12 protein-coding genes, 1 tRNA gene and 1 pseudogene are annotated in these 12,761 nt (G+C 68.3%); 6 read left to right on the forward strand and 8 right to left on the reverse strand.

Annotated elements, in window-relative coordinates:
* Window positions 1-300 precede the first annotated feature (300 nt).
* From V7E46_RS15170 to V7E46_RS15195, 6 genes are all read right to left on the reverse strand, one after another.
* Complete coding sequence (locus V7E46_RS15170) at window positions 301-3,069, reverse strand: right-handed parallel beta-helix repeat-containing protein (RefSeq protein WP_333768907.1); 2,769 nt, start codon at window positions 3,067-3,069, stop codon at window positions 301-303.
* A gap of 164 nt (window positions 3,070-3,233) precedes the next feature.
* On the reverse strand, window positions 3,234-3,743 hold the full coding sequence (locus tag V7E46_RS15175; RefSeq protein WP_333768908.1) for a DUF2199 domain-containing protein: 510 nt from the start codon (window positions 3,741-3,743) through the stop codon (window positions 3,234-3,236).
* Window positions 3,744-3,964: 221 nt separating this feature from the next.
* On the reverse strand, window positions 3,965-4,303 hold the full coding sequence (locus tag V7E46_RS15180; protein WP_333768909.1) for a YciI family protein: 339 nt from the start codon (window positions 4,301-4,303) through the stop codon (window positions 3,965-3,967).
* Window positions 4,304-4,606: 303 nt separating this feature from the next.
* The gene (locus V7E46_RS33900; RefSeq protein ID WP_443054170.1) at window positions 4,607-4,858 is read right to left on the reverse strand and encodes a hypothetical protein; all 252 of its coding nucleotides are present in this window, start codon (window positions 4,856-4,858) and stop codon (window positions 4,607-4,609) included.
* A 33-nt stretch (window positions 4,859-4,891) separates the two neighbouring features.
* The gene (locus V7E46_RS15190) at window positions 4,892-5,335 is read right to left on the reverse strand and encodes a PIN domain-containing protein (protein WP_333768910.1); all 444 of its coding nucleotides are present in this window, start codon (window positions 5,333-5,335) and stop codon (window positions 4,892-4,894) included.
* Window positions 5,332-5,592: a CopG family transcriptional regulator gene (locus tag V7E46_RS15195; RefSeq protein WP_333768911.1), complete on the reverse strand. Its 261-nt coding sequence runs from the start codon at window positions 5,590-5,592 to the stop codon at window positions 5,332-5,334. The genes V7E46_RS15190 and V7E46_RS15195 overlap by 4 nt, the downstream gene beginning before the upstream one ends.
* A 336-nt stretch (window positions 5,593-5,928) precedes the next feature.
* Here V7E46_RS15195 and V7E46_RS15200 point away from each other — a divergent pair, with 336 nt between their 5' ends.
* Entirely contained in the window at window positions 5,929-7,854 is a 1,926-nt protein-coding gene (locus V7E46_RS15200) for a GmrSD restriction endonuclease domain-containing protein (protein ID WP_333768912.1), read from the forward strand.
* A 40-nt stretch (window positions 7,855-7,894) separates the two neighbouring features.
* Here V7E46_RS15200 and V7E46_RS15205 read toward each other — a convergent pair.
* Window positions 7,895-8,338, reverse strand: a pseudogene (locus tag V7E46_RS15205) (aminotransferase class I/II-fold pyridoxal phosphate-dependent enzyme); the annotation flags it as partial.
* Between the two features lie 77 nt (window positions 8,339-8,415).
* On the opposite strand from V7E46_RS15205, the gene V7E46_RS15210 reads away from it, so the two are divergent.
* The 3 genes from V7E46_RS15210 (at window position 8,416) to V7E46_RS15220 (ending at window position 10,401) form a co-directional block, all read left to right on the forward strand.
* On the forward strand, window positions 8,416-9,030 hold the full coding sequence (locus tag V7E46_RS15210; protein WP_333768913.1) for a hypothetical protein: 615 nt from the start codon (window positions 8,416-8,418) through the stop codon (window positions 9,028-9,030).
* Window positions 9,031-9,292: 262 nt separating this feature from the next.
* Window positions 9,293-9,730 carry a DUF4259 domain-containing protein gene (locus V7E46_RS15215; RefSeq protein ID WP_333768914.1) on the forward strand — a complete coding sequence of 146 codons (438 nt, stop codon included), beginning with the start codon at window positions 9,293-9,295 and terminating at the stop codon, window positions 9,728-9,730.
* A 128-nt stretch (window positions 9,731-9,858) separates the two neighbouring features.
* Complete coding sequence (locus tag V7E46_RS15220) at window positions 9,859-10,401, forward strand: DUF6368 family protein (RefSeq protein WP_333768915.1); 543 nt, start codon at window positions 9,859-9,861, stop codon at window positions 10,399-10,401.
* Between the two features lie 69 nt (window positions 10,402-10,470).
* Here V7E46_RS15220 and V7E46_RS15225 read toward each other — a convergent pair.
* Window positions 10,471-10,544: transfer RNA gene (locus tag V7E46_RS15225), tRNA-Ala, on the reverse strand.
* 541 nt (window positions 10,545-11,085) lie between these two features.
* On the opposite strand from V7E46_RS15225, the gene V7E46_RS15230 reads away from it, so the two are divergent.
* Window positions 11,086-11,274, forward strand: coding sequence for a hypothetical protein (locus V7E46_RS15230; protein WP_333768916.1), 189 nt, complete (start codon window positions 11,086-11,088; stop codon window positions 11,272-11,274).
* A 465-nt stretch (window positions 11,275-11,739) separates the two neighbouring features.
* Window positions 11,740-12,669, forward strand: coding sequence for a hypothetical protein (locus tag V7E46_RS15235; RefSeq protein WP_333768917.1), 930 nt, complete (start codon window positions 11,740-11,742; stop codon window positions 12,667-12,669).
* Window positions 12,670-12,761: the final 92 nt, after the last annotated feature.

A 12,761-nucleotide genomic window follows, 5' to 3' on the forward strand; every position in this document is an offset into this window, starting at 1 on the left:
CCTGACCCTGAACGCGCGATGCGCCGGAGCCCCGGACGGCAGGCGCCAGCGGGGCGCCGACACGGTGAACTCGTTGCCGTCGGGGTCGGCCATCAGCAGCCGGCCGGCCTCGTCGTCATCGCCCTCGAACCCGTCCTCGCCGATGAGCGTCGCCCCGAGCGAGATCAGGTGGTCGACTGGGCGGGTGCCGCCCGCAGCCGTTTTTTCGCTGGCGGGCAGCGAGGAGAGGCGGGCAGCGGAAAGGGGCGGGCGCGCGGTGCGCCCGCCCCTTCTGCCCGGCGGATGGATCCGGCCGGCAGGTCAGTCGGTCTGGTAGTAGCCGAACAGGTCGACGACCAGATCCGTCTTGCCGCCGCTGCGGTTGAAGAAGTCGACGATCCCGTGCTTGCCCAGGCTGGCCTGGGACATGTTCGGGACGATCTGGCCCTTCACCCAGTTCAGCGTGGAGGAGACCGGCGTGGGCGGCCAGACCTCCGTGCCGGAGTTGTACTGGTCGACCGTATTCGGGTCGGGAGCGACGCCGAGCCAGCCGCTGCTCGTGGTGTTGACGACCGTGGTGTTCAGCACTACGCCGGTGAAGTCCGGCTCGTCGGGGGCGAACGGGATGATGGCGTAGTCGCCGGGGCCGAGCGGACCGCCGGACCACTGGGCCGGGTCACGGGTGTCGAGCCACCGGTCCGGCAGCAGCGGGACGTAAGCGCCCTTGGCCGAGGCGCTGTAGTAGCCGACGACGTCCACGACCACGTCGAGCGGCCTGGCGCCGGTGTTGAGCGCGACGCGGATCCTGCCGTCCGACCCGACCGGGGTGACGACCGCGTTCGCGATGATCCTGCCCCCGGTGACGTTCAGGTTGGACGCCACCGGCTTGGCCTTGCCGTCCGGGTAGACGGTGAGCACCGCGCCGCCCTTGGCGTTGACGGCGGTCACGTTGAGGGCGACCGCTGTCACCCCGGAGGACGGGATCTGGCCGTGGTCGTTGCCGGCGATCTGCACGGTGATCGAGCCGCCCGAGCCGATCTGCCGCTTCGGGGTGCCGGTGCCGTACCGGGTGTCGGTCGCCCGGTACGGCGCCAGCGGCTGGAAGTAGCTCGCCCCGTCGAGGCCGTAGTAGCCGGTGATGTCGGCGATCAGGTCCACCGGCTTGGGGCTCTGGTTGTACAGGTCGACGTAGCCGTTCTCGCCGACCGGCACGATGCCCAGGTTGGGCACCGTCTGCCCCGCGACGAAGTTGAGGTTCGACGTCGTCGGGCGCGCGTAGCCGTCGGGGTAGGCGGTGATGACGCCGCCGGCCGAGCTGCCGGTGACCGTCAGGTTGAGCACCGCCGCGGTCACCCCGGCCGGGACGCCCGCCCGGCCGGCGATCTGGACCCGTACGGTGCCGCGGCCGGGGACCTTCGCCTTCTGGGCGCCGGTGCCGTTGCGGGTGTCGAGGAGGCGGGCCGGGCCGACCGCGGTGAAGTTGCGGCCCTCGGTCACCCAGTCCGTCTTCGTGGACGCTGCGTTGCCGTACGGGTCGGTGACCGTCACGGTGACGGGGAAGACGCCCGCCTTGGCGTACCGGTGCTCGGCGGTGTATCCGCCGGGCCCGTACACGGTGGTCGTCGTGGACTTCCCGTCGCCCCAGCTGACGGTCTCGGTCAGGGAGACCGAGGCGCTGGTGATGCGGGTGTCCAGCGAGCCGCCGTACGCGCTGGTGTCGTCCCCGCCGGCGATCGCCACAGCCAGGGTGGGGTTGGGGTTGACGTACTCCACGGCGCCGCGGCTGGTGAAGGAGCCGGCGCCGTAGAAGTCCGTGGCGGGCTTGCCCGGCGCGTCGGGGTTCGCGCTGCCGATGACCGCCGAGCCGTGCTGGGGCGCGGCGTCGATGATGCCGCTGGAAAGACTCCGCGGCTGCTGGGCGGCGGCCTTGACGTTGTCCTTCACATCGTGGGCGCCCTGCGGGGTCGCGGCCTGGAACGCGGCGAGCGTCGGGTAGCCGGTGCCGGCCCAGTCGTACGGGGAGGTGGCGTCGGTGCCGTAGACGTAGAAGGCGTTGTAGTCGCTGGTGACCGCGTCGGCCGAGTCGGCGGACACCGAGACGTCGGCGGCCCAGGTGTCCCCCGTGCTCGCGCAGTCCGCCGGGTGGCCGCCCAGCGGGTTGTCCGTGCCGAGGTTGGCGTCCTCGAAGAGGTTGTTCTCGACGGACACCCCGGTCGAGGCGTCCGCGACCGTCAGGGCCGGGTAGCAGCCGCGCTGGATCGTGTTGTTGGTGACGTCCAGGCCCTGCACGCCCGAGGCGGCGACCCCGGAGGCGGCGATGAGGTTCGCCGCGAGGGTGACGTCCTTGGCGCCCGCCGCCAGCGAGACGGCCCGGGCGCCGGCGGTCGCGGACCCGGCGTCGATGTACGTACGGCTGATGGTGACGCCGCTGGACGCTCCGTCGACGTCGACGGCCGCCGGGCCGGCGTCCCGGGCTCCGTCGACGTATCCGGAGTCGAACGTGACCCCGGTGGAGTTCGCTATCCGCACCGCCGACCGGCCGGCCGTGCCCTCGACGATCAGGTTGCGCACCGTGACGTCGGAGACCCCGTCGAGGGTCAGGGTGGGCTTGGCGGCGTCCGCCGGCTGGAGCCAGGCCCAGTTGCCGACGCCGACGATCGAGATGCCGGAGGTGGTGACGGTCACCGTCTGGGGCGAGGCGACGCCGGACGGGTTCTGCACGGACACGGTGTCGCCCGGGTGCGCGGCGTCCACCGCGTCCTGGATGAGGCAGTACGGGGCGGCCTGCGTGCCGTCACCGGTGTCGCTCGTGCACGACGGGGTGGTCCGGACGTGGATCGTGGTGCCCGTGGCGTCCTTCGCGCTGACGGCCGCCGTTGGCGACGCGGCCCGCTGGAGCCGGGCCGAGCGCGGTGCCGGGGTGTCGAAGTGGTGCTTTTTCGGTGCGGTCGCGGCCGACAGCGTCTTCGTGGCCGCGGCAGTGGTGTGGTGGGCGGCGCGCGGACTGCTGTCCGCCTGCGCCGCGGTGGGGATGAGGGCGACTCCGGCCGCGACGAACGCGGCGGTTGCCCCAAGACGGCGGTGTGACACCGGCCTTCCATTCCTCGGAATCGATGGAGGATGAACAGGAGGCGAATCGTACGGGGGTGCGAGCAGCCCGCTGCAACCACCCCCTTCTCCGGGGAACCCGGATTTTTCGGAAGGCCGGAGTCCGCATGCGGCAGCCGCCGGGGCCTGCGGCGCGCGGTCGGTGATCAGGCCGGATGCAGCACAGCTGCGGCGATCTCCCGTACGCGGTCGTACGTGATCCCGGTGCGCTGTTCGACGGCCAGCGGGTGGTCGGTGGGCTCCAGTTCGATGAAGGGGCGGCTGCCGACCGGTCGCGTATGGGCGTTGGTCTTCAGATCGGTGGTGCTCTCGGAGTACAGCGCGAGTTCGGTGCTGAGCCAGCCGAAGTACGGCTTCTCGGCCTCACGACCTTCCGTGTTCCACATCTCCAGGGCGCGGGCGAAGTTGTCCTTGCTCAGGGAGACCCACACGCCCCACGAGAAGACGTCCTCGCCGCCGATCACGGGTAACTCGATCAGGCCCCTGATGAAGAAGTGCTGGCCCCTGATCACGCACTGGTCGGACGACAGCGTGCTGTCCCGATCAGTCTCGAAGCGGGGCTCCCAGATGTCGGGAGCCGCGATCGAATAGCCCAGAGGGAGCTCCGCGTGGTGGTCGCCGCAGCGTGGGCATATGAAGCCGGCATCGTCAGACATGGCGCGAGCCTAGCGACCGCCGGGGACGCGGACGGCGACGGCGACAACCCCGCGGCCACCGTGAGCCACGCGGTGCGCACGCGAGCGGACTTCAGCCGTCGGCGCTCTCCCGCGCCTCACCCCGGAGCCGGATCGTACCGGGGCCCTGCCCGGAGATCCGGTGCGGAGTCCCGCTGAACCGCCGGCGCAGGCTTCACGTTTTCGCGGCGGGCCGGCTTCGGTCAGACGGCCGGGTCGGGCATGATCTCCCGGACCTCTTGCGGGCAGCGGCACGCGGCAGCGAACTTGGCGGCCCACGCGAGAGCGTCCTCACGTGAGGGCACGTCGACGATCGCGAAACCGCCGAGGACCGCCTTGGTCTCCGGGTACGGGCCGTCGCTGACGGTCCCGTCGGTAGCCACGACGCTCGCCTGCTGCGTTTCCAGCCCGCCGCCGAAGACCCACACAGCGGCGTCCTGAGCCTCCCGCACCACCTTGTGCGCGGCTTCGTCCACCTCGGGCAGATCCTCTTGGGGGACGGCCATCACGCCGTCGTCGAAAGAGATCAGATACCGCGTCATGCAGGGCTCCTTTGTCCGGCTGCCTCAGCCTACGACGAACGCCTCGCTCCGGAACCGACACTTCCCCACCGCGAACCGCCGACGACAGTGCGGACAGCGCGTTACTCCCCGCCCGTCCGGGCAGGCCACGCGGGGTGCTCAGCCCCCGAAGGCCTTGCGGGGGCGGGTGGCTCCGTCTGCCAGCACCTCGGGGGGTTTGCAGAAGGCGAAGCGGACCTGGGTGCGGCCGGCGGTGGGGTGGTCGTAGAAGACGGAGTTGGGGCCGGCGACGGCGCACGCGTTCCGGGACCGCGCGGGAGAACGTCAACGCGTCGTCGCCCGTGGCGAGTTCAGCGAGGCCGGTGGTGATGAAGTACGTGCCCTGGGGCTCGTGGACGGTGAAGTCGGTTTCAGCAGGTCGCGTTTGGCCTGGAGGCCGGTGCGGAATGCCTCGTAGTGCGTGTCGGGGAGCGGGAGTGCCTCGGCGACGGCGTACCGGAACGGGCCCGAGGCCACGTACGTCAGGAACTGCTTCGCCGTGCGGACGGCGGCCACCAGCTCGCGGGAGCCGGTCACCCGGGCCACTGCTTGTTCACGCGCTTATTGGGGTCACAGGGGCAGGTCGTCCGGCATGAGCCGGAAGCACTTGTGGCGGCCCAGTGGGCGCATGGCGCGGAAGTCCCGGCGGTCGAGGGTGAGAATAGCGTCGGTGTCGTACTCCGCGGCCAGTGTGACGTTCACGGCATCGGCGAGATCCAGGTCAAGCCCGCCGTATCTGGCTCGCACCGACTGCGCGGTCGCCAAGTGCGATTCGGTGATCTCCGGTACGACGATTCGGCTCACACGCATCCAGCGGCGAATGTCATCGACGGCGCTCACCGCCGCGTTTCGTCCCAGCTCGCGAGTGGCGACGTGGTCGATCTCAGCGAGGAGGAGCGGGGACATCACGAGCAGGCCGGCGGCCAGGAGAGCTTCGTTGGCTCCCTGATGTTCTGGGTGTGCGGAGTCGAGTGCAGCCAGGAGTCCGGAAATGTCGGCGACGACGATGATCACGCAGCGTCCCCGGGTTCGTCCTCGCGTCGGACGGCGTCGGCCACCGCGTTGCGTACGTCCTCCCGGGACGCTGTGCGGCCCTGGCCCTCGAAAGTGCGCGAGAACAGCGGCTCGTCCCAGACGCGGTTCGCCATGGCGGCGAGATGGATGCCCTGCCTGATGATCTCGGCCTCGCTGATCCCGCGCCGAGCGGCAGCCTCCTTGATGATCGCGAGGTCTTCCGGGTCGGCGTAGACATTGGTGCGCTTCATGGACATGTACCAACCTTAGTCCATGTACCAGAGGTGGTGCACCTCCGATGCTCAGTGCGACAGCCGGGCAGCGAATGGTGCGGACCCACGCAGAGCCGTCGGCACTTCCGGCGTCGTGGAGCCCGCTCGCGTCTCGGGTTTCGCTTTGCCGTTCCCGCGGCGGTGGCCAGTCACTCACCTGCGCGTTGTCCGTGACCACCGTGTCCGCGATCGCAGAGGAGCGGCTACGGCCACCCCCCCCGCCCGCGCAGCAGAGTTGGGCGGGACAGTCTTCTCCGCCGCATCGCCGACGATATGGCTAGGGTGTGGCCGAGACACGCAGTGACGAGCACGGGGAGTGAAATGGGACTGGCGAACGAAGAGATCATTTCCCAGGTGGACAGCTTGCTGGCCGGCCGGATCGTCGTTCCGTCCATTCAGCGCGACTACGTCTGGATGCGTACCGATGTACGTGATCTCTTCGACTCCCTCTACCGAGGTTATCCGGTTGGCGCCCTGCTTCTATGGCGGACGAACCTGCAGGTCCCCTTCCGTACAGCCGCGGTGGTGCAGGCCAATAAGTCACCCCACCAGCCCCTCTACCTGCTGGACGGGCAGCAGCGGCTTACCTCGCTCGCTTGGGTTTTCTGTCCCGAATCCAAAGCTGACGGTCGGCGCATCGACCTTCGCTTCGACGTGCGTACCGAGGAATTTGTCAATCCGAGCGCGGTGCAGTGCAAGGACCCTCTCCTGATCCCCGTGTCCTTGATTCTTCAAGAGAACATCCAGTTCTACGAGGTTCTCGTGGACGCTGGAGTGGAGATGGCACACCCCGAGTTCAGGCTCTGGACATCCCGGCTCCAGAGGGTCCATGGCATTCGCAAGCATCAGGTCGCAGTGATCACGTACGACTCCGATGACTACGAAGAGGTCGCCGAAGTATTCGCCCGCCTCAACAAGGGTGGGCGTCGGCTGTCCAAGGGCGACCTGGTGTACAGTGCCATCGCTGCCCGCTGGGCAGACGGATTGCAGACCATGGACGCATTCCATGACAAGCTGAAGGACAGCGGCTTCGCTTTGGACCGAGAGGCTGTTCTTCGCCTTATGAGCTTATTGGCGGGTACGGGAGCCCACCATATCAAGCTCATCGGAGCCGCTATGGATGAGGCGGCGCTGGAAGAGGCCTGGCGGACCACGGAGGCGGCCCTGCGGTACGCCATCGACTTCCTGCGCACCGAGTGCGGAATACCTCGGTCTGAGATCCTGACCTCGCCGAACGTGATGGTGGTTCCCGCCCTGCTGCTGCACCATCGCCAGGGGAAACTACGTCCAGGAGAGTCAGCGCTGTTGCGCCGCTGGGTCTACACCGCAATGGCCTTCAGCCACTACTCACTGCAGGTCGAGGGCAAGCTCGACGCCGAAGCCCGGCTGGTGAAAAGCCGAGTCGGTGAGGAATTGTTCACCGAGCTCATCCGCCGGGCATCTGGTCCCCGCTCCGTTGACAGCCCGATCCAGCCGCGGGATTTGGAACAGAAGTATTCCACTCACGCTTTCTTCCGTCTGCTGTACATCGCCGCCTTGCAGAGGAAGGTCAAGGACTGGGCGACCAATATGGCCATCAACGACAGGCCCATGGTGTCCGGTTCCAGGATTGAGTACCATCACGTGTTCCCGCGGGCCCGCGTACAGAGTGGATACCCCAAGGAGGAGTGGAATAGCCTGGCCAATCTGGCTTTCGTCACCGGCCAGACCAACAAGATGATCTCCTCGAAGCTTCCTGCTGAGTACATGGTCGATATCGCGCCCGCCCGCCTGGTCGAGCAATGGATCCCCGACGATCTGAGACTTCGCTCGTTGGACCGTTTTCCCGAATTTCTTGACGCACGCCGTCACCTTCTCGCCAACGTGCTCAATAAACTGCTTGGACTTCCCGAGTACGAGGGGCAGGTCAGGCATGACGACATCGACGAACCACCGGCAGACGATGAGGTGATCGCTGAGGAGAGCATTGCCCCCAGCCCTGTTTCGGGTGCAGCCGGCACGGACACATCGGAGAGTGGTTTCGAGGTGCAGGCAATCTACGAGGGCCAGCGGATCGTCGGCCGCTACGACGCCTTTACCCACGCGCTCACGGTCATGTCCGGCCGCGCCCGGGGCGTGTACGGATCACCGAGCGGAGCGGCGGTCGCGGTGGTGAAATCCATCAACCCCGACGTCGATCCCAATCGCAACGGCTGGTTGTTCTGGACGGTCACCGCCACAGGGGCACTGCTGCACAGCCTCCGTTGACCGCTCGGTTGTCAGCCGGTGGCGCCGGCTGCCGCCGCGCTCAGCCGTTGAAGGCCCTGCCGAGCCGGTGGGCCGCTTCCGCCAGGACCTCGGGGGGTTTGCCGAAGGCGAAGCGGACCTGGGTGCGGCCGGCGGTGGGGTGGTCGTAGAAGACGGAGTTGGGGACGGCGACGACGCCGCACCTCTCCGGTAGTGCGCGGCAGAAAGTGAGGGCGTCCTCGCCCGGGGCGAGTTCGGCGATGTCGGTGGTGACGAAGTAGGTGCCCTGGGGCTGGTGGACGATGAAGCCTGCGCCGTGCAAGCCCGCGGCCAGCAGGTCGCGTTTGGCCTGGAGGCCGGTGCGGAATGCCTCGTAGTGCGTGTCGGGGAGCGCGAGTGCCTCGGCGACGGCGTACTGGAAGGGGCCGGACGCCACGTAGGTGAGGAACTGCTTGGTCGTGCGGACCGCGGCCACCAGTTCGCGCGACCCCGTCACCCAGGCCACTCCTCGTTCACACACTCATTCGGATGAACACTCGCTGGGCCGTCCACTGAGGTGCAGGATCGATCTAAACTGCCACCGTGAGTGCCGCATTCGACTACGAGGACATGCATCACCTGGTGGACCGGCTCACGCCGACCCAGGTGCGCCGCCTACGCTTGCTCGTCACGCAGGACGAGGAGCTGTCGCAGGTGGCTCGGTCGCTGCCTGCAGCTGACATGGATGAGGCCGAGGTTCCCGCCCCGCCCGGACTGCTGGCTTTGATCGGTAGTGTCAACGGCCCGGAGGATCTGGCCGACACCCCCGAGGACCGCGAGCCCACCTCCTTCGCTGGGACCGCAAAGAGCCTCTTCCGGAAGCACAAGACGAAGATCGCCGTGGCTGTCATCGGCGCCGTGGGCCTGGCAGCTGTGGTCGTCCGTCTTGCTGAGGGGCAAGACGCAGCGGAATTCGAGGACACCGAGCCATCCCCTGGTCCTGAAGACGTGGACCGTGGGAAACGCAAGTCCCCTGCTGGGCACGAAGTAGTCGCGTCCCTGGTGAAGCTCGTCGCCGATCAGCAGGCCAGCGCGGAGCGCAGGGAGGCGTACAAGGAAGAAACGGGCGAAGACCTTCCCCCTGGTACCACCTATCGCTCAAAGCATCGGCGGGGCGACTTCGGGGAGGACGAAACTCCTGGCGAAGCCGCAGCGTAAGCACGACGGGCGACAATCTTTCGTCAGTCGTTCTTGTACGAAGCGGGGACACAGACGTCGGGAGCCATGGTCGAGTAGCCCATGGAGGGATGCTCTGCATGGCGGTCGCCGCAGCGTGAGCATGTGAAGCCGAGATCGTCAGACATGGCGGGAGCCTAACGACCGCCCCGCTCCGATGGCTGACGTAAGGCGCCGGCACCACCAGGGCTCAGTTGTCGGTGGCCACTGCGAGGATTCCCGGAATGCTACGCGAGGAGATGACGTGGGCACCTGGGACATAGGCCCCTTCGACAACGACACCGCCGCGGACTTCGCCGGCGACCTGGACGAGGCGGCGCTGGAGGAGCGCGAGCCCATGATCCGCAGAGTCCTCAAGCGCGCTGCCGATGTCACGGATTTCCTGGAGACCCCTGACGCCGAGCGAGCCGTTGCCGCAGCAGCCTTGGTCGTCGCGCAGCAGCCGGGCGGCCGACCCGCGTGTTCGAACTACGGTCCGTCGGAGCCGCTGCCAGAGCTTTCGGCTGACCTCCGGACGCTCGCTGTCGAAGCCCTGGACCAGGTGGTGGCTGAGTCGTCGGAAGTCGCCGAGCTGTGGGACGACGTTGCGGATGGGCGGAAATGGCGCCAGGACATCACCCGCCTCCGTGGTGTCCTCGACCCTCCGGTACCGCCGCAAGAAGAGGCCCTTTTCGGGATCTGACCGGTGACGTATACCCACGGACCGTGGGAGGTGGGCCACGATCGGCTCCCGGCCTGGCCCGGGTTTGAGGAGCGGCACGCTGAGTAATTCGCTGGGGACGGTGATCGCACCTGGCTACTCTCCGAGCCATGAGCGGACCCGTGTTGGTGATCGAATTGGCTGAGGCCCCCTCGCGCGCGGCGATCCTGCGAGTCCACGAGTTCCTGGTCCGCTCGTCGGTGCGTTGCGAGGAGGCGCGGCTCGGCGAGTACGACGTGCATATCGATGCGGAGCGCCTCGGTGTCACGGACACCTGGGGCGAAGACGGACGACGCCCTGTCCTGGTCTCTCTCATGGGACCCGGCGTCGGCGACGAGGCTGTCTTCGAGGCCGAGCATGCGGACGAGGTCGACCAGGAACCCCTCATCGGGTTCGCCCCGACCCATGCCGTCGACATCGTCGCGTTCTGCAACAGCCCGGTCGACCACGTCGTGACGGCTCTGCTGACCGCCGCAGTCATGGACTTGATCGGTGGCATCGCCAACGTCGAACTACGAGAGGACCAGGTACCCATCGTGGCCGGCCTTCCGGGCATCGTCGCGACGGTGACCGATCCGTGGCTCGCCGCGTACGGCTCAGCCGACTTCCTCAGGGCTTGGGTAAAGCAGCCTGGCTTCCGACTCCTGAAGTAGCCGGGAACGAGCGCTGCCTGGATCCCGGTGCGGTAATCGGAAAGAGGCCGACCCCACGCAGGAAGGGGATGGGGCCGACCGGATTTGAACCGGCGTCCTCCCACATGCGGTGAAGGCGCGACAGCCACTGCGCTACGAGCCCCATCCCTCTCTCGATCATACGAACCACGTGCCCTCCGACGCTTCGGAATTATCCGAGCGTGACGGTGGATCGCTTACGCCCAGTTTGCTGGGGCTGACCTGAGCTGCCGAACGGGAAGCCAAGCCCGTCAGCGCAGCGCCATCGGCTTCTATCACGGTTTCCCGGACCCACCCAGTCCAGGGTCGCGTGGCACTGTCAGCTCCGGTGCGCGAGCCGGACCTGGGTTTCGCGTGCAACGGCGCTGTCCGATGGCAGGCCAGGGAGCGTGAGATCGATGGGAGAGACGGTGGAGTCATGGAGAGGACTGACCCTGAACGCGGTGTTCCGGTCCGCTGTATAGCCCGGAAAGTACCGTCAGGCAAAACGCGTTTTCTGCGGATCATTGTTGTCATCCGCCGTACGGAGTTCGCCAGACCTCCGGCCGACGGCCGCCCGGCCCAGTGGTGTTGGAGCACCATCCGCCGGAGCGCATGACGACCGCCCGCCCGTTCAACCCCACGGCACACGACCTGCCAGCCTCGTGCCGTTCCGAGGACATACCTATGCCCGAACCCCAGCCGCGGCCTGCCGCGATACAGCCCGCTGCTTCCGACTGCCTTCCGGTTACGGACAAGGCCCGGGAGGCCGCGCTGCAACGTGTCTGCGCCGGCTTCGTCACGACGATCAGTCCGCGCAGCGCCGCCCGGCTCGCTGACCTGCTCTCCAGCACGACCTACGTCCAGGCAGCTTGACCCGGGGCCTGAACACGGGAGCGGCCCTTGGTGTTGGAGCACCAAGGGCCGAGAGGGCTCCCGGACGACCGCCCAAACGATCTACCCGGCGCCGCTGGCCTGCCAGCCGATGCGGCGCCCGAGTGGGGAAGCACTATGAACCAGCCTACGTCCCGACCGCCGCGTGCCACGCCCTCGCGCTCTCCTTGCCCCAAGCGGCCGACGCTCTCCGGACTTCCCATCCACTCCCACCGTGATCGCGCTTCTGATCACGCCCTTCCACTGGCCCTTTCCTGCGCCTGCGTCCGGTGTGGGCGGCAGCTGTGCCTGGCAAATCGGCACCGTCTGATGCGTGATCAATTGTTTTCGCGAACAGGGCGATTGGGCCTGCTTTGCGTGGTACGTTCTGTCATCGAAGAACTCAATAAGGTGACCCCGGCAGCGCGCCAACGCTCCGGGGTCCGGCACAAGGAGATTGCGCTCCTCATGCAGATTCATCGTAGCCGCCACAGGCGCGGCTTCACCGTCCTGCCCAACACGCTGCTGCAAGACCGGCGGCTGTCCTATACCGCCCGCGGGCTGCTGGCCGACCTCCTCTCCCGTCCCGACGGCTGGTCGGAGGACGGCAGGCGGATGGCCGACACCAGCCCGCAGGGCCGCCACGCCGTTGCGAAGGCACTGCGGGAACTGACCGCGCTCGGCTACTACAGGGTCGACCGGGTCCGGCGCGGCGACGGGACGTTCGTCAGTGAGGCCCACGTCTACGACACCCCGCACACCGCTCCGGGTCTCACCCGTCCGGGATCCGGTTCGGCGGCAGCCGATGACCATGGCACCAACCCCATAAAGGACCGTGGGAAAGAACCCACCCTCCCCGCGCAGCGGTCGAACGCCGCCCAGGCGGGCGGTGACCGCACTGGCACCGGGGAGGTCGGGCGGCCGAAGCCCCCGGCAACCGATCCCGCTGCGGACAGCCCCACCGGTGAGGCAGTCGCCACGCTGTTCCGGGTACTCCGACCTGAGCCGCGCCTGCGGCTCGGCACGGTCGAGGCCCTCGCCCTGGCACCCCTGGTGAGCACGTGGCTGGAGCGGGGATACGGCCACCGCGACCTGTCCGATGCCCTCCTGGGCGGGCTGCCCGCCCAGGTCCACAGCGCCGCAGCGATCCTCCGCGACCGCCTGACCCGCAAGCTCCCCCCGGCACCCGAGCCGGTCGTCCCGGCCAAGCCGCGCTGGTCGGGGGAGTGCGGCACATGCGCCCGCCCGATCCCGCACGAGGGGATCTGCCGCGCCTGCGCGGGCCTGGTCTCCCAGCCCGACGAGACCCCCGAACGGGCGAGCGTTGCAACCCGTGGCAGGGCCAGGGTCCGCGCCGCCCTGCAGGCCGACGCGGGTCGGCTCCCGGCCAGAGCCTGACCCCCCGCCACGCAGCGCCGTACGCCCGCCTGAGGGCCACGGTCCCGCGCCGGCTTCTGCCGCCGCCCCCTCCCATCCGCGCTGACGCGCCC

It is taken from the genome of Streptomyces sp. IBSBF 2435, assembly GCF_036815005.1.
In the GTDB taxonomy this organism is placed as follows: Bacteria; Actinomycetota; Actinomycetes; order Streptomycetales; family Streptomycetaceae; genus Actinacidiphila.